The sequence below is a fragment of the Gilliamella sp. Pas-s25 genome (assembly GCF_009795885.1).
GTDB lineage: Bacteria > Pseudomonadota > Gammaproteobacteria > Enterobacterales > Orbaceae > Gilliamella.
Window position 1 is genome coordinate 18509 of sequence record NZ_WTEV01000024.1, and the last position, 22210, is coordinate 40718.

At 35.8% G+C, this 22210-nt stretch carries 24 protein-coding genes, 1 pseudogene and 1 riboswitch; of the genes and pseudogenes, 10 read left to right on the top strand and 15 right to left on the bottom strand.

Annotated features, from left to right (window positions below; translation table 11 throughout):
• Window positions 1-176: 176 nt before the first annotated feature.
• From GQ593_RS10375 to ribB, 3 genes are all read left to right on the top strand, one after another.
• Complete coding sequence (locus GQ593_RS10375) at window positions 177-1088, top strand: ABC transporter permease subunit (protein ID WP_160431971.1); 912 nt, start codon at window positions 177-179, stop codon at window positions 1086-1088.
• A complete protein-coding gene (locus tag GQ593_RS10380; RefSeq protein WP_202115459.1) occupies window positions 1089-2090 on the top strand; it encodes an ABC transporter permease subunit in 1002 nt (333 codons plus the stop codon).
• 110 nt (window positions 2091-2200) lie between these two features.
• A riboswitch (FMN riboswitch) is annotated at window positions 2201-2377 on the top strand.
• A gap of 187 nt (window positions 2378-2564) precedes the next feature.
• Entirely contained in the window at window positions 2565-3209 is a 645-nt protein-coding gene (ribB, locus tag GQ593_RS10385) for a 3,4-dihydroxy-2-butanone-4-phosphate synthase (RefSeq protein WP_160431954.1), read from the top strand.
• Between the two features lie 108 nt (window positions 3210-3317).
• On the opposite strand, the gene GQ593_RS10390 is transcribed toward ribB, so the two are convergent.
• From GQ593_RS10390 to GQ593_RS10400, 3 genes are read right to left on the bottom strand one after another with little or no spacing between them, the layout of a single operon-like run.
• A complete protein-coding gene (locus tag GQ593_RS10390) occupies window positions 3318-4418 on the bottom strand; it encodes a M20 peptidase aminoacylase family protein (protein WP_160431955.1) in 1101 nt (366 codons plus the stop codon).
• A 14-nt stretch (window positions 4419-4432) separates the two neighbouring features.
• Complete coding sequence (locus GQ593_RS10395; protein ID WP_091349585.1) at window positions 4433-4900, bottom strand: YjiG family protein; 468 nt, start codon at window positions 4898-4900, stop codon at window positions 4433-4435.
• On the bottom strand, window positions 4893-5549 hold the full coding sequence (locus GQ593_RS10400; protein ID WP_160431956.1) for a nucleoside recognition domain-containing protein: 657 nt from the start codon (window positions 5547-5549) through the stop codon (window positions 4893-4895). Before GQ593_RS10400 ends, GQ593_RS10395 begins: the two co-directional genes overlap by 8 nt.
• 552 nt (window positions 5550-6101) lie before the next feature.
• Here GQ593_RS10400 and GQ593_RS10405 point away from each other — a divergent pair.
• Window positions 6102-6425, top strand: coding sequence for a DMT family transporter (locus GQ593_RS10405; RefSeq protein ID WP_194240578.1), 324 nt, complete (start codon window positions 6102-6104; stop codon window positions 6423-6425).
• Window positions 6426-6452: 27 nt separating this feature from the next.
• A complete protein-coding gene (locus GQ593_RS10410) occupies window positions 6453-6767 on the top strand; it encodes a DMT family transporter (protein WP_065639205.1) in 315 nt (104 codons plus the stop codon).
• Window positions 6768-7401: 634 nt separating this feature from the next.
• Here GQ593_RS10410 and pgm read toward each other — a convergent pair.
• The 3 genes from pgm to GQ593_RS10425 all read right to left on the bottom strand — a co-directional run bounded on the left by pgm (window position 7402) and on the right by GQ593_RS10425 (window position 9854).
• Window positions 7402-9039, bottom strand: a complete 1638-nt coding sequence (pgm, locus tag GQ593_RS10415; RefSeq protein ID WP_160431957.1) for a phosphoglucomutase (alpha-D-glucose-1,6-bisphosphate-dependent) — start codon at window positions 9037-9039, stop codon at window positions 7402-7404.
• Window positions 9040-9142: 103 nt separating this feature from the next.
• Window positions 9143-9646, bottom strand: coding sequence for a replication initiation regulator SeqA (locus GQ593_RS10420; protein WP_160431958.1), 504 nt, complete (start codon window positions 9644-9646; stop codon window positions 9143-9145).
• Between the two features lie 22 nt (window positions 9647-9668).
• Entirely contained in the window at window positions 9669-9854 is a 186-nt protein-coding gene (locus GQ593_RS10425; RefSeq protein ID WP_160431959.1) for a hypothetical protein, read from the bottom strand.
• 166 nt (window positions 9855-10020) lie between these two features.
• On the opposite strand from GQ593_RS10425, the gene GQ593_RS10430 reads away from it, so the two are divergent.
• Together GQ593_RS10430 and gloA are read left to right on the top strand one after the other, a co-directional pair.
• Window positions 10021-10521 carry a glycine zipper 2TM domain-containing protein gene (locus GQ593_RS10430; protein ID WP_160431974.1) on the top strand — a complete coding sequence of 167 codons (501 nt, stop codon included), beginning with the start codon at window positions 10021-10023 and terminating at the stop codon, window positions 10519-10521.
• A 227-nt stretch (window positions 10522-10748) separates the two neighbouring features.
• Window positions 10749-11156: a lactoylglutathione lyase gene (gene gloA / locus GQ593_RS10435; RefSeq protein WP_160431960.1), complete on the top strand. Its 408-nt coding sequence runs from the start codon at window positions 10749-10751 to the stop codon at window positions 11154-11156.
• A 54-nt stretch (window positions 11157-11210) separates the two neighbouring features.
• Here the strand turns inward: gloA and gmk are convergent, their stop codons facing one another.
• On the bottom strand, window positions 11211-11837 hold the full coding sequence (gmk, locus tag GQ593_RS10440) for a guanylate kinase (protein ID WP_160431961.1): 627 nt from the start codon (window positions 11835-11837) through the stop codon (window positions 11211-11213).
• A gap of 226 nt (window positions 11838-12063) precedes the next feature.
• Here gmk and GQ593_RS14275 point away from each other — a divergent pair.
• Window positions 12064-12759, top strand: a pseudogene (locus GQ593_RS14275) (AzlC family ABC transporter permease).
• Entirely contained in the window at window positions 12756-13079 is a 324-nt protein-coding gene (locus GQ593_RS10450; protein WP_160431962.1) for an AzlD domain-containing protein, read from the top strand. Before GQ593_RS14275 ends, GQ593_RS10450 begins: the two are co-directional and overlap by 4 nt.
• A gap of 79 nt (window positions 13080-13158) precedes the next feature.
• Here GQ593_RS10450 and GQ593_RS10455 read toward each other — a convergent pair whose 3' ends face one another.
• The 8 genes from GQ593_RS10455 to GQ593_RS10490 all read right to left on the bottom strand — a co-directional run bounded on the left by GQ593_RS10455 (window position 13159) and on the right by GQ593_RS10490 (window position 21710).
• Window positions 13159-14058 (bottom strand): heme biosynthesis HemY N-terminal domain-containing protein, encoded by a 900-nt coding sequence (locus GQ593_RS10455; RefSeq protein ID WP_160431963.1) that lies wholly within the window; start codon window positions 14056-14058, stop codon window positions 13159-13161.
• A gap of 10 nt (window positions 14059-14068) precedes the next feature.
• Window positions 14069-15532 (bottom strand): uroporphyrinogen-III C-methyltransferase, encoded by a 1464-nt coding sequence (locus GQ593_RS10460; protein WP_160431964.1) that lies wholly within the window; start codon window positions 15530-15532, stop codon window positions 14069-14071.
• Between the two features lie 242 nt (window positions 15533-15774).
• The gene (locus GQ593_RS10465; RefSeq protein ID WP_160431965.1) at window positions 15775-16506 is read right to left on the bottom strand and encodes a uroporphyrinogen-III synthase; all 732 of its coding nucleotides are present in this window, start codon (window positions 16504-16506) and stop codon (window positions 15775-15777) included.
• Complete coding sequence (hemC, locus tag GQ593_RS10470) at window positions 16503-17429, bottom strand: hydroxymethylbilane synthase (protein ID WP_160431975.1); 927 nt, start codon at window positions 17427-17429, stop codon at window positions 16503-16505. The genes GQ593_RS10465 and hemC overlap by 4 nt, the downstream gene beginning before the upstream one ends.
• 136 nt (window positions 17430-17565) lie before the next feature.
• Entirely contained in the window at window positions 17566-18936 is a 1371-nt protein-coding gene (gene purB / locus GQ593_RS10475) for an adenylosuccinate lyase (RefSeq protein ID WP_160431966.1), read from the bottom strand.
• A gap of 47 nt (window positions 18937-18983) precedes the next feature.
• Entirely contained in the window at window positions 18984-19631 is a 648-nt protein-coding gene (gene hflD / locus GQ593_RS10480) for a high frequency lysogenization protein HflD (RefSeq protein WP_160431967.1), read from the bottom strand.
• Between the two features lies 1 nt (window position 19632).
• A complete protein-coding gene (gene mnmA / locus GQ593_RS10485) occupies window positions 19633-20742 on the bottom strand; it encodes a tRNA 2-thiouridine(34) synthase MnmA (protein WP_160431968.1) in 1110 nt (369 codons plus the stop codon).
• Between the two features lie 278 nt (window positions 20743-21020).
• Window positions 21021-21710, bottom strand: coding sequence for a LexA family transcriptional regulator (locus GQ593_RS10490; RefSeq protein WP_160431969.1), 690 nt, complete (start codon window positions 21708-21710; stop codon window positions 21021-21023).
• Between the two features lie 151 nt (window positions 21711-21861).
• On the opposite strand from GQ593_RS10490, the gene GQ593_RS10495 reads away from it, so the two are divergent.
• Complete coding sequence (locus GQ593_RS10495) at window positions 21862-22098, top strand: helix-turn-helix domain-containing protein (RefSeq protein WP_065637466.1); 237 nt, start codon at window positions 21862-21864, stop codon at window positions 22096-22098.
• Window positions 22099-22210 lie beyond the last annotated feature (112 nt).

A 22210-nucleotide genomic window follows, 5' to 3' on the forward strand; every position in this document is an offset into this window, starting at 1 on the left:
ATAACTTATTTTTAGATGCGCTATTTACCGCAATGACATTGAGCTTTTTATTGTCATGCTTGGGGTTATATTTAGTAAATTATAAACCATCTAGGTTTGCTTATAGGCTGATTATTGCTGGCAGTATATTATTTGTCCCCGCGGGGCTTGTGGCAATCTATTTTGCTTATAAAAAAATGCAACAACAACGCTCAGATGCCGATCTAATGACTCTTTATGGGCGGTTAATTGTTATTGCCATTCCTTATTTATGGATGCTTTTGCTCTTTTTATTGCCATTTTTAATTGTATTTAGAATTAGTTTTTCTGAACAAATCTTTACGATTCCGCCTTATACTGATTTGTTTAGTTTCGATGACGGGTTGCTAAATATTACTTTGAACTTTGGTTATTATATTAACTTAGTTACTGATAATATTTATCTTGAGTCTTATTTAGAATCATTAAAAATTGCGGCTATTTCAACCATATTATGTATTTTAATTGGTTATCCATTAGCATGGGCAATTTCAAAATGTAAACAATCTACACGTAATATTCTATTATTGTTGATTATTTTGCCGTCTTGGACGTCATTTTTAATTCGAGTTTATGCGTGGATTGGTATTTTAAATCAAGAAGGCTTGTTAAATCACTTTTTAATGTGGTTAGGGGTTATTGATCAGCCGCTGGTGATTATAAAGACTTATTTGGCAGTTTATATCGGTATTGTGTATTCTTATTTACCGTTTGTTGTGTTACCTATTTATACTTCATTAAGTAAAGTGGATTCGACGTTAATTGAAGCGGCATTAGATTTAGGTTGTAAGCCAATAAGGACTTTTTTCAAAATTATTGTACCACTTACCAAAAATGGCATTATTGCAGGCGGTATGCTGGTGTTTATTCCGGCCGTTGGCGAATATGTAATACCTGAATTATTAGGACCATCTCAAAGTATCATGATTGGTACGCAAATTTGGACTATATTCTCTCGGGATACTGATTGGCCAGCAGCATCTGCTGTTGCGACAGTTATGTTGTTGATTTTAATAGTGCCAATTTACTATTTCAATAAGTTTCAAAGCCGACAAATGGAGGGTAAATAAATGAATGATTTACCTGTTATTTTGCGATCTTCTGTGATTGTATTTATCTCATTGCTATTGGGTTCGTTAGTACTATCGATACTGATTAGTTCGGCTGGGTTAAATCTGCTTAGCGATATGAGCTTATATATTAACTGTTTGATCTTTAGTGTGATTGTAACAGTGATTGTGACATTATCGCTCATTTTTCGATGCCTTAAAGGACTTATTTTATTGGTGGTATTTTCTTTTTTATATATCCCAATGATTATTTTAATTGTTTATTCATTTAATAGTTCTCGCTTAGTTACGGTGTGGGCTGAATTTTCAACTAAATGGTACTTTGAGCTAATGCATAATGAAGAGTTATTTAAAGCTGTTGGCCTGAGTTTAGCAATTGCCGCATGTGCAGCAACTTTTGCAACACTTTTAGGTACGCTTGCTTCTTATGCTGTTGTTCGCTTTAAACGATTTAAAGGCGCAAATCTGTTTTCATTTATGACAACAGCACCACTTGTTATGCCTGATATTATTACAGGGTTGGCATTATTGCTTTTATTTGTCGGTATGGGACAAATTCTTGGATGGCCAAAAGACCGTGGCGCAATTACTATTTGGATGGCGCATACGACCTTCTGTATGGCTTATGTGACAGTGGTGATTAGTGCAAGGCTCCGTGAACTTGATAAATCAATTGAAGAAGCCGCTTTAGATTTAGGTGCTAATCCATTGAAAGTGTTCTTTATTATTACATTGCCAATGATTGCACCGGCATTAGTTTCTGGTTGGTTATTAGCCTTTACTTTGTCTCTTGATGATGTGGTGATTGCTAATTTCGTAACGGGGCCGGGAGCAATGACATTACCGAAGTTGATCTTTTCAAAAGTGAAATTAGGCGTCGATCCGCAAATTAATGCGCTTGCAACTATTATTTTATTGATAGTTGGTATTATCGGGTTTATTTCATGGTTATGGATGCGTCAAGCTGAACGACGTCGAATAAATGAAACTCGTATGCATTAATACACACCACACTTTCTATTATTGCCGCGCTTTGCGGCAATATTTCGTTTTAAAATCTCCGTGTTTTTTTTATCATTTTGTATTATAGTGTGACCTGTCAATCTTTTTGGCAAAATTCTCAGGGCGGGGTGTAAGTCCCCACCGGTGGTATAGCCCACGAGCGCTTAATTTGTCTTGTTAACTGTGGTGATTTTTTTATTGTTCAGTTAATTTTAACAGGTTAAGGTCAAGCAGATTTGGTGAAATTCCAAAGCCGACAGTTAAAGTCTGGATAAAAGAGAGTTGCTTATCTTTCCAATATTTGCTGAAAGGCAAAACCATGCTAGTCGAGCACTGCCCTGATTCTGGTATTTTATTTATTTGTACTTAATTAATTTAATGGCTAAATAGATCATCGTTAAATGGTTGAACGGTTATTTAGAGTTGATTAAGTAAATAATGAAATGAGCAAGTGAAAATATATAGGTATTTACCATGAATCAGTTTAATTTAAATGAGTTTGGCACGCCCATCGAACGTGTCAAAAAAGCGATCGCATCAATTCAAGCCGGTCAAGGTGTGTTGGTTTTAGACGATGAAGACCGTGAAAACGAAGGTGATATTATTTGGGCTGCCGAGTCTATCACTAGCCAGCAAATGGCGCTGACGATTCGTTACGGAAGTGGCATTGTTTGTTTATGTTTGCCACAAAAACGTTGTGACGAGTTACAGTTGCCGATGATGGTGGCAAATAATACCAGCAAAAACAATACAGCATTTACTATTTCGATTGAAGCCGCTAGTGGTGTTACAACTGGTGTATCAGCGGCTGATCGCGTTACAACTATTAAGGCAGCGGTGAATGACAATGCTAAGCCGAGCGATCTTAATCATCCAGGGCATGTGTTTCCCTTAGTTGCTAAAGAGGGCGGTGTTTTAGTTCGCCGAGGCCATACTGAAGCGTCGATTGATTTAGTGACATTAGCAGGTTTAAAACCTGCCGCAGTGCTGTGTGAGTTAACCAACGATGATGGTACTATGGCAAGAGCACCTGAAGTGGTTATGTTTGCTAAACAATATCATATGCCAGTTGTGACCATTGAAGATATTGTTGAGTATCGTAAATCGTTAACAGTGTAGTAATAAAAAAGTGATTTTAAATAATTGTTTAAAATCATAGTAATATTAAAATATTGTTTGCTATTTATGTCATTTTCCGCCGAAAGTATCGGCGGATAGGAGTTGAAATCAACCAAGTACTTTTAATGCGCAGGCTTTTGTTATTTTGACGCCGTTTTCTAATGCTGAAGTGTCGAATTTCATTTCTGGATGATGTAATCCTGGGGTTAAATCAGCACCTAATCCCCAAAAACCAGCTTTGACATTGCGTTGACATGGATAGTTGAAAAAATCTTCTCCACCTGGAGTAAAGATTGGATCTTTTAAACCTTCTTTTCCAAGTACATCAACAATTGCTTCGGCAATAATTTGAGTGACATCGTTATCAATTTCAGCAGCTGGGATCTCTTTAGTGACATTGATATCCACTTTGCCACCGATAGATTCAACACTGAGTTTTATTGCATTTAGAGTTTTGGCTTTGAGTTCATTCATTGCCGGGTTTGTTGAGGTTCTTAGATCCCAACATACATACGCTTCAGATGGAATAGCATTAGTTACTCCTGCATCACAAATACAACGTGTTGCTTTGACGCTATAGGTTAAACTTGGTGCAAGATGAATGGTGTTAACTGCTTGAATGGCAAGTGTTGCTGCATCAAGCGCATTAATGCCTAAATGTGGGCGAGCACCATGCGCAGGTATTCCATGAATATTTGCTTCAACGGTAGTGGATGCCGAATAGTACATGGCTGCTGAGGCAAAGCCTTTAGGACATTCATCTTTAGGGCGTAAATGTAAGCCGATAATCATGTCAACATCGTCAATAACGCCACCTTCAATCATGGCTAAAGCGCCTGAACCAAGCTCTTCAGCTGGCTGGAAGATCAGTTTTAATCGTCCTTTTTTGATGTTGTTTTCTTTGATTAGTTCTTGTGCCGCAGTTAATAATATTGATGAGTGGCCATCATGACCACATGTGTGCCTTGCACAATGCTTACCGTCAATGATATGACCCAATGCATCCATATCAGCTCGTAAAGCCAGAACAGGACCCGGTTTTCCGCTATCATATTGGGCAATTATGCCTGTTGTGTTATTAACATTGCGGGTTACTTTATAGCCGGCTTGTTCTAGCTGCTGTGCAATATATGCCGATGTTTTGTGTTCTTCAAATCCCAATTCAGGAATTTGATGTAAATATTGATAATGTTCTAATACATTAGACATTGAGATCTCCTTTATCAAACAATAAATCGCATAATAACCATTGCAATTAGTGCATTAAAAATACTGTTTAACATGAGTAAAGGCCAGTATTTTTTAGGTACATCTGCAACGCCTAATAATCGTCCCATATATTGCAATTGTGAGCCCATTAAGAAAATAGCGGGAGCAAGAATGGTTATTGCTGTTGCATTGAGTGTGCCACTAGTAAATAAGTTAACGGCAACACCAGTCCCCGCTGATGCTGATAGCCATGCGGTCAATAGTACGGTAATGGCTTCGCCAGGTAGGCCAAAAATTTCCATGACTGGCGCGCAATAAGTTCCAATAAATTGCATTATACCTAAACGTTTTAAAATTTCGGTGATAACAAATGCCATTAAGATGTTTGGCATTAAATTATTAATGGCGATATTGAATCCTTTGCGTGCACCAATAACAAAGATATCTAAAGGATTATTTGTTTGTTTTTGTGAATTACTCATTGATAAAATCCTTTTTATAAATTGAATTTAATACCAAGCGGACAAGTATAGCGCCAACAAATTTAAGCACTAACATAATGACAAGAGGAATAAAAATGGCCACGGTCATTGAGGCAAATAATGCTGAACCAATCGAAAAGTAGTTATTGATTAAACCTGCTCCAGAATATTGCCAAGCACTAATGATGATCAGATCCTTTTTGGTAATTTGCTTTTCGTCATATAATTCTTTGGTTAATACAGCACCTGCATCAGTACTTTGTAGATCGGTAATTAATGCAAGTCCAGTTTTGCCAGGAACGCCTAAAATTGGTTTTAATAATGGTGTTAACAATTTGTGTGCTGCACGGATTGTGCCGTAATGGGTAAAGATCTCTAACACGCCTAAAGCTAACATAACCGTTGGTATAAGAGATAAAGCAAAAATAAAACCAGCTCTTGCACTGTTACCCCCTTCGCCTACAAAGGTGTTCTTTTCAGGATGAAGCATGGTGCCAAATTTACCGCTTAAGCTAGTAAAATCAAATGCACCTAGCCATTCTTTACCCTCTACATTAAAAAACAACCCCGAAAAAAACAAAATTGCCACCACCAGTGACACATAGGCTTTTATACCCACTTTGATCTCGTTGTCTGATTTTTTTGACATGCTATCTTCCCTTTATTTTATTATGTTTAACTTTTTGATATATCCTATAAGTAGCGATACTTAATAAGCGCGAAAGGCGTTTAATCTATTTTTCAATGAAAAAATAACCTAAAATTGCTATTTTAGCATTCTATAACAATTTTAAATAAAATTGAAAAATATAACTATTTTTATTTTTTTCTAATAATTCATCTGTTTTTTTTATATCTTGATAAAAAGATACGATGCGATAAGATATTGGAGTTGATAAACCAATTATACATAATACGTAAAATATTGAATTATACTGTTTGGTCCTTGTTATTTATATTTTATCAGTATAGAATTATCTACTTTATTGAAAAATAATAAAAACTATGGCCATAGTTCATAAATATTAGACCATTGTGATTTAGTGGTTAGAAATATATAGCAATTAAAATCTTTTGGTGGCAAATTTTCTATTTGCGAACCATCTTTTGTTTAATCATTGCTTATCAGCAATAGAGCATAATCAAGCATTATATTTAAAAATAGTACAGCAAAAGATAAAATAGCAAAAGCGAGGTAGCTATGTTTAGCGTGAATAAAGAGTGGGCATTTGTGATGCTGACCTGCTTTTTTGAATTGTGTTGGATTTTGGGGTTTAGCATCGCAACAGAGCTTTGGCAATGGGTTATTATTGTGTCTCTTATTATTGTTGATTTTACATTCTTGACCAATGCTTGTAAGACAATACCCACAGGCACAGTTTATGCTATATTTTCGGGCGTTGGTGCGGTTGGCGCAACAGTAATTGATATATTGCTTTTTGACAAAGAAATTAAGCTAATTCAGCTTTTTTTTGTGGCACTCATTATTATTGGTGTTGTACAACTCAAACGAGCTGATAGTTAATATTATAATATAAGGACAATTTTAATCATGGGATGGCTGTTGATATTAATTGCATCAGTTTTTGAAGTAATTGGTGCAATTGGCCTTAAGCTATATGCAGAGCAAAAAAGTCTGCTTAGACTTGTTTTGTATTGGGGGGGGTTTTTTGTTTCTTTTATACTTTTTTACTTTTCACTTCATTATCTTGAATTGAGCATTGTGTACCCTGTTTGGGTTGGCCTTGGCACATCGGGAGCAGTGTTAGCTAATATGCTGCTATTTAATGAACCTAAAAATACACCTCGGTTATTTGGGCTGGCCATTATTATCATTGGGGTTGTGGGTTTACATTCTACTTTATAATGAGTTGTGATTGATTTGTTAAACTGTAGAAAAATATCGAATTGTTTACACGCATGATTAAAATAATCCTCTAAAAACTCGTAAGGTGTTTTCTTCAAAATCGCTTTATGCGGTTTAACTGTAGTATAAAAATTAATAAATTGCTTAAGTTTTTATTGTCTATCTTTTGAATATTTCGAATGTTTGCTGTTTATGCCATATTTCCATTAAAGTGCGTATTACTTTTTCTGCTTTCCCATTTGTTCGTGGGCAGGCAGTTTTTTTAAATTTTTAATTGATAAGATGATTGTTACATGTTTTAACAAATAGGAGTGCACCTATGCCTAGATATTCACGTTCATTATTGGAATAAGTACATGTAGTGATATAAAGACATTGGGTTAACACATCAGTTTGTAAAAATAGTGCTGAGCTAAATTGGGATTTATCTAGGTTATAAAAAATAAAACAAGATTAGTACGTTAAACAAGAATGTTTGGCAAGGGAATTGAGGGATTTGCTAATCTTCAATCCAGAATTTGACACTAATATTATTTATTTCATCTAATAGATAAAATATCTAAAAGCCAATTTAACCTGCTTTAATAAAAAAATAGCAACCATACAGTTGCCATTTTTATTTACTTTTGAGTAATTATTTAATTACTTTGGCTACAATTTCTTGTGCTTCTTGCTGTAGTGTATTTAAATGCTCGTTGCTTATAAAGCTTTCTGCATAAATTTTATAGGCATCTTCTGTGCCTGAAGGGCGAGCGGCAAACCAGCCGTTTTCAGTGATAACTTTTAGTCCACCAATTGGTGCATTATTTGCTGGTGCGGTGGTTAGGCATTGGGTGATATTTTCGCCTGCGAGCTTGTCGGTAGTTAATTGGCTGGCATCTAATTTGGCTAGTTTTTGTTTTTCACTAAACGATGCGGGGGCTTGGATTCGTCCGTAATAAGAAACACCAAATTTCGCTTCGAGTTGTTGATACTGCTCTTGCGGATTTTTGTCTAGTTTTGCTGTCATTTCAGCAGCAAGTAGGCATAAAATAATACCGTCTTTATCTGTTGTCCAAACTTTGCCGTTGGTTCTTAAAAACGATGCGCCTGCGCTTTCTTCGCCTGCAAAGCCGAGTTTGCCTTGATAAAGTCCATCGGCATACCATTTAAAACCAACTGGGTATTCTAAGTACTGTTTGTTTAAGCTATTTGCCACTCGGTCAATCATTGAGCTTGTGACTAGCGTTTTACCAATTGCGATATCTTTGTGCCATTGTGGGCGGTTTTGGAACAAGTAATTAACACAGGTGGAAAGGTAGGCATTTGGGTTCATTAGTCCTTTTGGCGTCACAATGCCATGACGGTCAAAGTCGGTGTCATTGCCAAAGGCTAAGTCAAATTGGTCTTTTAATGTTAATAACCCAGCCATAGCCCAACGGCTTGAGCAGTCCATGCGAATGACCTCATCATGATCTAGATGCATAAAGCTGAAAGTTGGATCGACTTTATTATTGACAATATTGAGGTTAATACCATATTTTTCAGCAATTCGTGGCCAATAAGTAACGCCTGCACCACCAAGTGGATCAACGCCAATTTTAAGTGATGATGATTTGATTAGTGACAGATCTAAAATATTTTCAAGATCGTTAATATAGTCGGTTTCGTATTCTTTGGTATGGATATAATTTGAATTTATAGCCTTATCTAAGGTAATACGTTTTACGCCATTGAGTTTGTTTTTTAGTAGTTCGTTGGCACGGTTTTCTATTTGTTTGGTGATGTCGGTATCCGCAGGTCCGCCATTGGTAGGGTTATATTTTATGCCACCATCTTCAGGTGGATTATGCGATGGGGTAATAACAATGCCGTCTGCCAGTTGTGATTGTTTGCCTTGATTATAGGTTAAAATAGCATGTGAAATGACAGGCGTTGGTGTATAGCCCCAATCACGCGCTATAACCACCGTTTGTTGGTTAGCAGCAAACACTTCAAGTACGGATTTTAGTGCAAGTTCTGACAAGGCATGGGTGTCTTGACCAATAAAGCAAGGGCCTGTAATGTTATTTGTTTTGCGGTATTCGGCAATCGCTTGGGCAACGGCTAATATATGTGTCTCATTAAATGTACCTTTATTAGAGCTTCCGCGGTGACCTGATGTACCAAAAATAACTAATTGGCTAGCATTGTCCGTATCAGGTTGGATTTGGTAATAGTCATTTCGTAATGTTTCAACGTTAATAAGATCAGATGGTTGAGCTAACAATCCTGCGCGGCTTTGCTGGGCCATTTTTTACTCCTTTTCATAAAATAAGATTTTATAATAGCTAACTACGTGAATTGCTTGAGCTCATATCGCGTTTTTAGCTTTATATTTGCTTTTCAGTATTCTGTTAAGGTAAAAAAGCGTTGGTAACTTGGTGTATCATGGTTTCAGATATCCCCATATCACTCATTATTGATTCAATAATATACAGTTTTCTGGCCGTATTAGTATTGCTAATCACCCAATAAGGCGTGCCAATGATTTCGCGGGGTTTAGTGTTTTTGCCCGATTTTTCGAGTAATTGTTTATCTTTGGCTAAATATTGTCGCTTACTACCATGTAATGATGTGGCAGCAATAGCAAAAAGTGCAGGGTTATAGTTATACAGTGCACTAAGTAATAATATAAAGCGACTTATTATTGATTTTTCGCTTGTGAATGTTTCGCTAGTTAATAAGTCATTAAAAAGGGGATAATGATTTTCCTTTTGTGCGATGATATGTTGTTTTGCCAACGTAGGTTGGTTTATGTTCAATAAACGTCGTAATATACTTGATGCATCTTCGCCAATGTGTTTGGTTTGGCCTGCAATAAATTGGTATAGTTCTTCGTCGATTTCGATAGTTTTCATTATGTTACATATGCCTATTAAATTATTTTACGGGACATTTTAAAGCCGGAATCTTGTCAAAATGTGTACCATTAGCCGGTTTGTTATCTAAACAATCATTCGATGGCTGTTCAAAAACAGCACTATCGGTTTTTTTAGGCGATTGATTAGCATCATGGCAAGCAGCTATCATAACTGATAATATTAATTGAAAAAATAACCGTTTCATATATCCAATGTATGCTTGATAAAATATTGCGCTGAGTATAACTCAACTTAAGTATAAATTGTATTGGCTATTGATAAAATAATGAAAATGATATTGTTGTTTTTATAAAACAATATTATTCTAAACTATATATAAAAAATTTGCATGAATATTATATGAGGAATCAATTATGAAAAAAATCGTCACATTAACTATTTTAGCTGCAATTTTATCTGGATGTAGTAATAGTGATCTTTATTCCGGCGATGTCTATACTGCAGATCAAGCAAAACAAGTTCAACAGGTGAGTTATGGTACAGTTGTTTCAGTACGTCCAGTTAAAATTCAAACTAATGCGTCAAATGGTAAGAGCGAAAATGTAGCGGGTAGTTTAGGTGGTGCTGTGCTAGGTGGCGTTTTAGGTAATACTATTGGCGATGGTACAGGACGTGTATTAGCTACAGCAACTGGTGCTATTGGTGGCGCAATTTTGGGGGATGCAATTCAAAATAAAGCTAGCCAAGCTAGCGGTGTTGAGTTAGAAATCAAGCAAAAAAATGGTTCAAATATAGTTATTGTCCAAAAGGGTTCGGTTAATGAGTTCTACGCGGGTCAACCTGTTCGTTTAGTCACTAACGGTAAGCAAATTAGCGCATCACCACGTTATAATAGCAGTCCAAAAAAATAGTAGTTAATTTTTATCTTTAGCTGTGGGCATATTGTCCTTAGCTAACAGTCACTTTCGCTCATCTTGATGGTGAGCGAAATACCTAACTTATCAACCAACTTAATTCAATTGTCATTGTTGTTTGCATTTTGTCCATAAACACTCAATTTTCAACAAAAATTTGCCTGTCTGAATACTAACGTATAAACTTAAATAAATTGTTAATCGTTATAAGGGACAATAAAGCAATGCGTATATTACATACTATGATCCGAGTTGGTGATCTTCAGCGTTCAATTGATTTTTATACTCGTGTAATGGGAATGCGAGTGTTAAGAACTAGTGAAAACACGCAATACAAATATTCATTAGCCTTTGTAGGATATGGAGATGAAACAACCAGTTCAGTTATTGAGTTAACTTATAATTGGGGCACTGACCAATACGATCATGGTTCAGCATTTGGGCATATCGCTATTGGTGTTGATGATGTTGCTAAAATGTGTAATGACGTAAAACAGGCTGGAGGCAAAGTAACGCGTGAAGCTGGACCAGTAAAAGGGGGAACAACCATTATTGCTTTTGTTGAAGATCCGGATGGTTATAAGCTAGAGTTGATTCAAAACGATCAGGCCGATAAAGCATTAGGTCATTAAGTTATTCGATAAAAAATATCGCCGATTTCTGGCGATATTTTTTATATCTTAATTTTAATTAACTGCCAACAAATCTGCTAATAATTGCTTATAGGTGATGGTCTGTTTTGATTGCTCTAAGCTGGCAGCAGTAATAATAGCGCTCAAGGCATTTAATGAGGTATCAAAATCGTCATTAATAATGACATAGTCATATTCGTTATAATGCGAAATTTCGTCTTGTGCTTTTTGCATTCTTTTGGCAATCACACTGCTGTCATCTTGTCCTCGTTTAACTAGGCGGTTTTCAAGTTCTTTTAGTGAAGGCGGTAATATAAATATGCTTTTTGCTTGAGGCATTTTTTTGCGTACTTGCCTAGCACCTTGCCAATCAATATCTAAAAAGACATTAATCCCTTGCGATAGGCTTTGTTCGATTTCGGCTTTAGATGTACCGTAATAGTGGTCAAATACGTTAGCATATTCGACAAATGCCTGCTGTTCAATTAAGGATTCAAAGTTTTTGTGATCTACAAAATAATAATGTTTGCCATGCGTTTCGCCAGGGCGAGGATTGCGCGTAGTATGCGAAATGGACACTTTAGCTTGATGCAGACTTTGTTGGGCTAAATAAGCTTGAATAAGACTTGATTTACCAGCACCACTTGGTGCAGAGATAATAAATAGAGTTCCTGTATACATAGATAGGTTTGCCACGTTAATTGCTATTAAGTTATTTTGATTGTCATTAATATTAGTTAAGCGATATTATAGCAAAATTTGGTAATATATTGTTGTTTATTGTCAGTTAAGTTATTTAATTTAGTGCATAAGTTTTAGTAAATAATAGGCTCAAACAGCGCGCTTTAGTACCTCTTTGTAATAAAAACAATATTAATCTATAGAATATTATCATCAAGGAATTATTATGCCTTTGACATTTAAAGACGGCATTTATGCCTGTGTTCCAACTTTACTTGGCTATATTGGTATTGGTATTGCCGCTGGTGTGGTGGGTAAATCGGCTCATCTATCAGTATTCGAAGTGACATTATTAGCTATCATTGTTTATGCTGGAGCAGCGCAATTTATTATTGCCGGATTAATGATGGTGGCGACACCCATTTCAGCAATTATTTTTACAGTTTTTTTAGTTAATTCACGTCATTTTTTAATGAGTATGGCAACTGCACCGGCTTTTCGAAAATTCTCTTTATTCAATAATATTGGTATTGGTAGCTTATTGACTGACGAAAGTTTTGCCGTGGCAATGAATGCAATTACCAATAAAGTGCCTGTTAATGCTGCTTGGATGCATGGGCTTAATTTAACTGCCTATATTACTTAGATATTATCTTGTTTGCTAGGTGCTTTAATTGGTGAGTGGTTACCAGACCCAACTCAATTTGGTTTAGATTATGCTTTAGTGGCTATGTTTGTTGGTTTGCTCTATTTACAATTGATTGGTGATAAAAGCAAAAGTCTTAAAAATCGACTTTTAGCCATGTTAACCGTTGCGGTTATGTTGATTTTGTTAATGCGCTTTGTATCACCTGAAATGGCAATTTTAATCAGTACTTTTTGTGGTTGTTTTATGGGAATAGTAATGGATCGTGATGTATGACAATTTATAGTTTATTAATCATTTTAGGGTGTGGACTCGTAACATGGTTGCCAAGAGTCATTCCATTTATGTTAGTTCGAAAGTTTCAGTTACCTGATATTGTCATTCGTTTTTTGTCGTACGTGCCTTTATGTATTTTAACTGCGTTATTTGTACAAAACCTATTTGTGGCAAAACAAGGGCAGTTTCCGGATTTTAATGTGGAATATTGTTTAGCTACAATTCCAACCGCAATTGTTGCCTTTGTAACTAAAAACTTGATGTGCATTGTAGTTGCTGGTATGTGCTTTATGGCATTAATTCGTTATTTTATGGGTTGATTGAGCAATAACTAATTTTGAATGTTGTTGTGGTAAATTGTTATGTCGAGCAGGAGCAAAAACAGGGCAAATGCCCTGTTTATGTCCTTTCTTTTGCCTCAAGTTTGCCAATTGATTTTGATAGCTTGTTAGCTTCACTATCTTGTCCCAGTTGTTGAAGATAGTTGGCCATTGCTTTTTGATAAGTAATATTATTCAAAATGGCTCTTGGTTGTGAATTCCACCATTTTACGAGTGTTTGTACATCACTATTAGTTGCTAATTGCTCGATTCGACCAATATAAGCTGTTTGTTTAAACAGATCTAATTGGGATTCGCTATACACTTTAGCTTTGTACATTGCAGGCAATAGGTCAATAATTGCTTGGTAGTCACTCATTTCATAATAAAGTTGATCTGCCAATTTAAGTACTTCAGCATGACGAGGTTTTTCGTTTAGTAACTGATCTAACGTTATTCGAGCAGCAGCGTATTCACGGTTTTTTAGTTGCAATCGAATTTGTACTAATTGGAAGGCAAATAACGCTTTAGGTTGACAATTTCTAGCGGCTTGTTCAAGTGATTGATTGGCCTTAATGAATTCATTGTTATCGATTTGGGTTTGTGCGGCAAGTAAATACGATAAGGTGGTATTTTTTGCTCCTTTAGCACTTTTGATAAAAAGTTTAGCAGCTTGTTGGTAATCACCCTCTAGCAATAACATTTGTGCTTGTTCTAGGCGTTTTATCGATTTTTGAGGAGACTTTAAGCGTAACCAATTGCCTAACGCCGTTTTGGAGTTAAATATCTTATTAAAAAAACAATAAATTAAATAAAGACACAGCAGGCCAATTAATTCAAGAATGATAAATGAATAAAATGACATACTGACACGATACCTAGCAAATTCAAATACCGCTGAGCCTTGGTGTCCTTGCAATAATGGTCCCAGAAAGAATCCGCCCACTAATACTAAGAAAATAATTAGTATTTTTATCATTATTATTCTCCTATTTTGTCAACGTTGAACGAACGCGGGTCTGCATTAATTTTTCAAGCTCGCCAATGCTAGTTAGGTTGTCTGGTACGTTTTGATTGCTGATGGATTGATTTTGCAAATTATCAAGCTCATCAATGAAGGCTTTAACGCTTGGTGCATTTCCATCAAAATAAGCATTCCCCCAAATTGCAGCATCATTAAGCGCACGCTGGTAAATGAGATCTTGATGTCTTGGCACTGCTTGTGCGGCAATCAATAGTCGGAAGCGAATGTTTTCGCGCAGATAAAGTGATTGCTCTAAACTTAGTGGCGCTTTTAATATTTGGCACTTGACGATCTGTTTTTCATCTTTACCCGCTTGTTCTAAGCACGCTTTAAAGCTGTGATCTTTATCGTCAAGCTTTTCAATGGTAATAAATTTATCCATAAAGGTTTTGGCACTAGTTAATAAATTACTCGACCAATTATTGACTGATGATGATACATCATTATTAAACTTATCAGTTGCATTGTGCGCTCGGGCTTGCTGATTGTTATCTGCCTGTTCTGCTTGAGCGTTACTAGTTTCTGTACTTGTAGTATCTTCGTTATATGAAGTCATGCCAAGATCGATATCTTTGTAATTACCCACTAAAGGTAATTCGGTAAGCGATTCAGATAAACCAATGAGTTTCATAATAATGCCATCGGTATCAATAAAACTTACTTGAGAAAGCGAATTGATATCTTTACTAATGGCTTGTCGTGCTGGTAATAGGCTCGGATCATCAGCTTGGGCTAGGCTTTCGTCGGCACTTTTTAGTAGTAATCGGGCTGATGTGTAATCTTGGTCATTCCAAATTTTTCGACCTGCTAAATGTACTAAATAATTTGCTTGTGAAATTAGCCAGACATGGTGATCAGTCGCTGACATGGCAGATAAACGTTCGTTAATGTTTTGTAGACTGTGTTCGGTAAGTTTTGAAGTATCATTTATTTGATTACTTAATTGTTGTTGTATTTTTTGCTGATCACTAAGTTCACGATCCACGCGTTGTTCTAACAAATTGAATTGCTGATTTTGTTTATTAATAGCGTCGGTAATACTATTTTGCAAATCGGTTGTTATACTCTGCTTGGTTGTCTGTTTTAAATTGGCCAATTCAGTTTGCAAAGTTGAGATAGTCTTTTTTTGCTTTTCAATTTGCTGGTGACCATAATAAAAACCAAAGCCACCTAAACAAGCGGTTAATGCTATAGCAATAATAGAGAGTTTTGAAACAGGTGCGTTGTTTGTTTTATTGGCGTGGTTGCTATTATTGGCTTGTGGACGAGCTTTAGATTCCACTGTTGGAATAGATTGTGTATTTTCTTGATTTTTTGTGTCTTCTTTCATAGTCTTATTCGCTTCATTTTGAATCGCTGTTGGTTGACTAAATGAAGTTGTACTCATTGTTGATAGTGTTGCATTGGCACCATAATGTCTTGGCGGCATAAATGACCTCATTTAGGTTTATTAGAAATTTATATTGGCATTATGACATAGAGTTAATATTGTTTTAAATAAATTTTAATGATTGCCTTAATAAGCAAGTATCATAGACTACTTTTAGGTAGGTTATTACTATCAATTTAAGTAAATTAACCATCATGTTTTTAATAGCTATTATCTATTTAGCCTTGAACATCATTTTCTTGTAATACTGACCAATAATTTACTTTCCGAACCTATCTAAATTATTTTGTCATACCGTAGTTTACCGTTACAGCCTCAAAAAGTTTTTGATTATTTGCGCTATTGACCAGTAGAATTTTTTGCCATTTGAATTGTTTGGCTTTTGCAAAGATTCGTTGACTGGTTACAACAAGAGTAGCCCGTGTTTTATGTTCAAGATTGCTATATAATTCAAGCTGAATTAAGTGCTCTAGGCTAGTAATAATAATGATAATTTGCTTTTCCATATTACTGGATAATATATTCGGTGGATAGTGGATCGGTTTACGGCAGTAACAGGCTATTGATTTTACCTTGGCTTTTCGATTTGTTAGTGTTTGAGCTAATAATTGCCGACCTGAATTACCGCATAAAATCAAAATAGTGTGATGTTGTACAGGTTCTTGTTGGAGTTTTGTTAATAGTCCTTCGCTATTTTCTATGTTAGGGTAATTGACTTTAGCTGTGGTAAATTGGCTAAATAATTGTGCTGACTTTTTACCTATCGCATAATAACGCAGGTTAGCTGGTAATATTAGATTGGAAAGGTAAGTGTTAATAACATGTGTTACTTGTGGTGAAACAACGATAACAATATCGTTGGGTAAAAGTTGATTTAACTGTTCTTGTAAATTGAGCAGATCATGTCCTTGTGAAATATTAAAAAATGGCAGATGTTGTGCAGGCACTTTTGCTTGGTTAAACAGTTGGGTAAGCATTTCACCCTCAGGAGAGGGTCTAGTGACATAAATCATCCGCCATTCAATTCCTGTAATATTGTTTTTGCACCTTGTTCTAGTAAGCGTTTTGCCAGTTCTTGCCCTAGCTTTTCAGCCTCGGTTATATCACCTGTTAATGCGATTTTGACTATTTTTGAACCGTCAATGCGTCCAACAAGGCCTTGTAATGATAAGACCTCATTGTTTAACTGGCTATAACAAGCAATGGGTACTTGGCATCCACCTTGTAACGCTTTATTCATGGCTCGTTCTGCCTGAATACAAACTCGACTATTTTTATCATCAAGCACTGACAGAATCTCTAATATTTGTTTATCATCTGTTCGCGTTTCGATGCCAATTGCGCCTTGTCCGACAGCCGGTAAAATTAAGCTGGTGTCAATGTACTGTTTGATTTTATCTTCTAATGCTAAACGTTTTAAACCAACTGAGGCTAAAATAATGGCATCATATTCATAATTATCAAGCTTAGCTAAGCGAGTACCCACATTGCCTCGAAGATCTTTAATTTTCAAATGGGGATATTTTGCTCGTAACTGACATTGACGTCGTAAACTTGATGTACCAATTACCGCACCATTTGGTAACTCATTTAGATTTGAATATTTATTTGAAATAAATGCATCACGTACATCATCTCGTTTGCATATTGTAGCGAGCGTTAATCCTTTCGGAAATTCCACAGGAATGTCTTTTATGGAGTGAACGGCAATGTCCGCTTGGTTGTTTAATATGGCTTGTTCAAGTTGCTTAACAAATAGCCCTTTGCCTCCGATTTTTGATAGGGGACTATCTAGCAATATATCGCCTTTAGTAACCATGGGAATCAATTCCACTGTCAAGTGAGGGTGAGCAGCTAGCAATTGTTGCTTAACAAAATTAGCTTGCCATAGTGCTAAAGGGCTTTTACGTGTTGCAATGCGAATGTTCAATTGAATTCTCTATTTTTGTTTTTTGGTTTAAGTTATTTATATTAACTTTGTAACTTATACGTCGGTTTGATTAAGTTGAACACTTGATAGTCAATTAGCCTGATACAGAGTGTTTGGTATCAGGCTAATTGAATGTTAGTCATTATTCTAAATTATCAACAAAGCTAACAGCATAACCAATATAGTTAGCCGGTGTTAATTGTTTTAGTCGTGTTTTTTCACTTTCAGGCAGATCTAACGAGTCAATAAATTCTTGCATGCCTTTGGCATCAACACGTTTTCCTCGGGTTAGTTCTTTTAGTTTTTCGTAAGGCTTTTCAATGCCGTAACGGCGCATGACTGTTTGGATTGGTTCGGCTAATACTTCCCAGTTTCGATCAAGTTCTTCAAGTAAGTAATCGTGATTAACTTCCAGTTTATTTAAGCCTTTTAAGGTTGATTGGTAAGCTATAATGGCATAACCAATACCTACACCTAGATTGCGTAATACTGTTGAATCAGTTAAATCGCGTTGCCAGCGGGAAATAGGTAATTTGCTACCTAAATGGTTCATGATCGCATTGGCAATACCTAAATTTCCTTCTGAATTTTCAAAGTCGATTGGGTTAACCTTGTGTGGCATGGTTGAAGAGCCGATTTCGCCAGCAATAGTTTTTTGTTTAAAGTGATTTAATGAAATATATCCCCAAACATCGCGATCAAAGTCGATCATAATGGTATTAAAGCGCGCCACACAATCAAAAAATTCGGCAATATAGTCATGGGGTTCAATTTGTGTGGTATAAGGGTTCCATTTTAATCCTAGCGAGCTAACAAATTCTTCGCTGAATTTATGCCAATTTACTTGTGGGTAAGCAACCATATGTGCATTATAATTGCCTGTTGCACCATTAATTTTACCTAGTATCTCAACCGATTGTAGTTGTTTTAATTGACGTTTTAGGCGGTAAGCGACATTAGCAAACTCTTTACCAATAGTTGATGGTGTAGCGGGTTGACCATGTGTTCTTGAAAGTAGCGGTAAATCGCGATAGGCTTTTGCTTGCGCGGTGATTTTGTCAATCAGTTTATTCCAATAGGGCACTAAAACGGTATCTCTGGCTGTTTTTAGCATTAATGCATAAGATAAGTTGTTAATGTCTTCTGATGTGCAGGCAAAATGGATAAATTCATTAATAGCGTGTAATTCTTTGTTGGTACTGACTTTTTCTTTTAAAAAATATTCTACCGCTTTGACATCATGATTCGTGGTTTTTTCAATTTCTTTAATGCGATTTGCATCTTGCTCACTAAATTGGTCTACAATTTGATTAAGATGATTGATAGCTGATTGACTTAACGTTGGAACTTCTAAAATATCTGCTTGTGAGGCTAACTTTTGCAACCAACAAACCTCGACTTGAACGCGGTATTTTAATAAACCATATTCGCTAAAAATGGTGCGTAATTCTGTTGTTTTGTCGCCATAACGTCCATCAATTGGTGAAAGGGCTGTGAGTGCAGATAATTCCATCAGTTTAACTCCGTTGCTATTTTGAAATATCAATTATAAAGCGTAAATTAGTTTGCGCGATTAATTTGGTCTAATAGTTGTTGTGCGGCATTACAAATACGTTTACGGTAAAAAATAAACTGAAATCGACTACCGCCAACTTGATACCATAAAATGGCCGATCGAACACACCCCAAAAGTGCCGTTCTTACTTTAGCTTGTACTATTGAGTTTTGTAAAAATTCGGCTTTGCCAATAACTTTGATTTTCGTTGATATTGGGCTGATGATATCTGAATAAATTCCCGCTAATGAGTAAGACAGATCATTCACATGAGCCCTAACAGTTTCATCATTCATCTCTGAATAAAGTCCTGCAATGCGTTTTAATCGCTGGTCTATATTATCTAATGCGTCATTATTTTTTAATAATTTGCTTGTAATACTAAGCGTGCCAAACAGGTAGCGAATTATTTGCATTTGTTCTTTTTGTCCAGACGATAATAGTTGTATTAGCGTTTGTAATCCTGTTTGGATATTTTTAATACCATCATAAACATCGGCCGTTGTTGTTGGCGAGGTTTTAAATACACTTTTTATTGTTTGTTCATAAAGCATAGTACTGCAAGCGCCTGTGTTAGCAAGTTGGGGCACTAATATGGCACTTTGCGTAGCACCAGCAAGAGCGATAGCAATATGATGATATTTATTATTCACTTTAATACTCCTTATTGCTTTTAATTCTTTCTTCTATAATACCACCACCAAGACAGACTTCATCCTTATAAAAGACGGCAGATTGACCCGGCGTAACAGCTGCAACTGAATTATCAAACATAACTTTGATTTTGTCATCGCCTAATGGGATAACTTGGCAAGCAATATCTTGTTGGCGATAGCGCGTTTTTACGGTACAACTAAATGGTTTGGTTACTACTTTACGGTCCACCCAATGAAGTTGCTGAGCAATTAATCCATCAGAAAATAGCGCAGGATGATCATGACCTTGTGCCACAATCAGTTCGTTATTGATAAGATCTTTGTCAACAACGTACCATGGTGTGTCATCGGCTTGTTTTAAGCCACCAATACCTAGCCCTTTACGTTGCCCTAATGTGTGATACATCAGACCTTGATGTTGACCGATGACTTTGCCATCAACCGTGCGAATATTACCTGCTTGTGCGGGTAAATATCGGGCTAAAAAGTCACTAAATTTGCGTTCACCAATAAAACAGATACCCGTTGAGTCTTTTTTAGCTGCGGTAGCTAAGCCAAGCTGTTGTGCAATTTTACGCACTTCGGGTTTTTCAAGCTCACCAACAGGAAACAAGCTTTGACTTATTTGTGCTTCACTTAAGGTATAAAGAAAGTAACTCTGATCTTTGTTAGTGTCGATGCCACGTAATAATTCAACCTTGTCGCCTATTTGACGTTTACGGACATAATGCCCTGTGGCAATAAAGTCAGCTGCAAGATCTTCTGCTGCATATTCTAAAAAAGCTTTAAATTTAATTTCTTTATTACATAATATATCTGGGTTTGGTGTTCGACCTGCTTTATATTCGGATAGAAAATGTTCAAATACATTATCCCAATATTCTGCTGCAAAATTTATAGTATGTAATTTAATATTCAATTTATCACAAACTGCTTGCGCATCCGCTAAATCGACAGCGGCTGAACAATATTCTTCTGTGTCATCTTCTTCCCAATTTTTCATAAATAATCCAACAACTTCATATCCTTGTTGTTGTAATAAATAAGCCGAGACAGAAGAATCCACACCACCAGACATACCGACAACGACTTTTTTTCGAGTTTTCATATTTGCGACTGTATTAATAGGTAAAATTAATAAAAAAATTGGAGTTAATTTTAGCATAACTATGGAAAAAAGCATAAAGTTATGCGGATAGCTATCGCTGTATTGATTTTTTATTTAAATTAACTTTACATAAAATTTATACTAAAACGCATAGTTTTCTGAAACTTTTTCACGTTTTTTTAGTTTTATTTTTCGTGGAAAAAAACGAGTTTATACAAGTTAAAACATCTTTATCAGTAAAAACTGATAAAGATGTTATTATTAAGGTTAAATGGGGCTTAGTTAAGATCTTTTAAAAGATAAATAACAAGTCCAATAATTTTAAAATTTTGTGATTCATTCTTCTCACCAATAATAGCTGGGTACTTAGGATTATCACAAAGTAATACCAAATTAACACCTTGATTTTGAATTCGTTTAATACAGATTTGATCTTCATATTCAACAGCATACAAATAGCCATCAATCGGTTTGTGATGGGCTTTATTGATAATCAGAATATCATGATTTGATATCGTGGGTTCCATGCTGTCGCCTTTTGCCCAAACCGCAGTTAAGTCTTCGTGATTGCAACCTAGATGTTTTATTAAGGTAATTTCGAACGGAATGGATTCTATTTGGGAATAAGATTTACTTGTTTCGTTCAATTGATGAAATGGAATATATACTGAATTCCGGCCTCCAGATTCAGATAGTAAACGGCACTCTCCTTTGCCTGTCACTAACCACTCAATGGGTACATCACATTTTTGGGCAATAATGGCCAGTCTATTTAAGGCCGGATAGGTTTTGCCAGATAAGTAATCACGTATTACCGCTTCTGACATACCAACTTTTTTGGCGAAAGCGTTTCCAGATGCTCCTTCTAATACTAAGTTTAATCTATCCCTAAAATGAATTACCCCTGTCTCGGTTAATATGCGCGTTTTTTCAAATTCATTTTGTTTTTTTACATTGTTTTTAGTCATTTTTTATTCCATTACTTGTGTTTTTTTTGCTTTTGTTATTTTAATTCGTTTTTTTATGTGATATCCTTTGCTAGTGTTTTTTTATATTTTAAGTATTTTAATACCGATAATCTCTACAATAGCAAGAATTTAACTAATAGAGGATCTCATAATGAGAGAACAAGATCAAGACTGGACTCCATCTAGAGTCGTAGGTGAAATTAAAATCAGGGGCGGAAATTTAAGGGCATTATCAAGAGCCAGTGGCTTGCAGGCAGATACGTTGAGAAACGCATTGTATCGACATTGCCCTAAGTATGAGCGAATAATTTCTGATTACTTGCAAGTTCCTGCTGAGAAAATTTGGCCATCACGCTATCAGCCAAAAGCTAAAATTGAAATTAACTAGAAAAATAAAAAGACGCTAATAAGCGTCTCAGATTGATGACAAAGAACTCGCTTTTTGGCGAGTTCTTTGATCTAATAGAGAAGAGTCCATGATAAGAGGAATTCTTCTATGC

Coding starts and splice junctions, on each gene's coding strand:
- ribB (WP_160431954.1), top strand. CDS start 2,565: ATGAATCAGTTTAATTTAAATGAGTTTGGCACGCCCATCGAACGTGTC.
- GQ593_RS10410 (WP_065639205.1), top strand. CDS start 6,453: ATGGGATGGCTGTTGATATTAATTGCATCAGTTTTTGAAGTAATTGGT.
- GQ593_RS10375 (WP_160431971.1), top strand. CDS start 177: ATGCAACAACAACGCTCAGATGCCGATCTAATGACTCTTTATGGGCGG.
- GQ593_RS10460 (WP_160431964.1), bottom strand. CDS start 15,532: ATGCCGCCAAGACATTATGGTGCCAATGCAACACTATCAACAATGAGT.
- GQ593_RS10380 (WP_202115459.1), top strand. CDS start 1,089: ATGAATGATTTACCTGTTATTTTGCGATCTTCTGTGATTGTATTTATC.
- GQ593_RS10490 (WP_160431969.1), bottom strand. CDS start 21,710: ATGACTAAAAACAATGTAAAAAAACAAAATGAATTTGAAAAAACGCGC.
- purB (WP_160431966.1), bottom strand. CDS start 18,936: ATGGAATTATCTGCACTCACAGCCCTTTCACCAATTGATGGACGTTAT.
- GQ593_RS10405 (WP_194240578.1), top strand. CDS start 6,102: ATGTTTAGCGTGAATAAAGAGTGGGCATTTGTGATGCTGACCTGCTTT.
- mnmA (WP_160431968.1), bottom strand. CDS start 20,742: ATGAAAACTCGAAAAAAAGTCGTTGTCGGTATGTCTGGTGGTGTGGAT.
- GQ593_RS10390 (WP_160431955.1), bottom strand. CDS start 4,418: ATGTCTAATGTATTAGAACATTATCAATATTTACATCAAATTCCTGAA.
- gloA (WP_160431960.1), top strand. CDS start 10,749: ATGCGTATATTACATACTATGATCCGAGTTGGTGATCTTCAGCGTTCA.
- GQ593_RS10465 (WP_160431965.1), bottom strand. CDS start 16,506: ATGATTTATGTCACTAGACCCTCTCCTGAGGGTGAAATGCTTACCCAA.
- GQ593_RS10455 (WP_160431963.1), bottom strand. CDS start 14,058: ATGATAAAAATACTAATTATTTTCTTAGTATTAGTGGGCGGATTCTTT.
- GQ593_RS10495 (WP_065637466.1), top strand. CDS start 21,862: ATGAGAGAACAAGATCAAGACTGGACTCCATCTAGAGTCGTAGGTGAA.
- GQ593_RS10425 (WP_160431959.1), bottom strand. CDS start 9,854: ATGAAACGGTTATTTTTTCAATTAATATTATCAGTTATGATAGCTGCT.
- GQ593_RS10450 (WP_160431962.1), top strand. CDS start 12,756: ATGACAATTTATAGTTTATTAATCATTTTAGGGTGTGGACTCGTAACA.
- GQ593_RS10400 (WP_160431956.1), bottom strand. CDS start 5,549: ATGTCAAAAAAATCAGACAACGAGATCAAAGTGGGTATAAAAGCCTAT.
- GQ593_RS10420 (WP_160431958.1), bottom strand. CDS start 9,646: ATGAAAACTATCGAAATCGACGAAGAACTATACCAATTTATTGCAGGC.
- GQ593_RS10395 (WP_091349585.1), bottom strand. CDS start 4,900: ATGAGTAATTCACAAAAACAAACAAATAATCCTTTAGATATCTTTGTT.
- pgm (WP_160431957.1), bottom strand. CDS start 9,039: ATGGCCCAGCAAAGCCGCGCAGGATTGTTAGCTCAACCATCTGATCTT.
- gmk (WP_160431961.1), bottom strand. CDS start 11,837: ATGTATACAGGAACTCTATTTATTATCTCTGCACCAAGTGGTGCTGGT.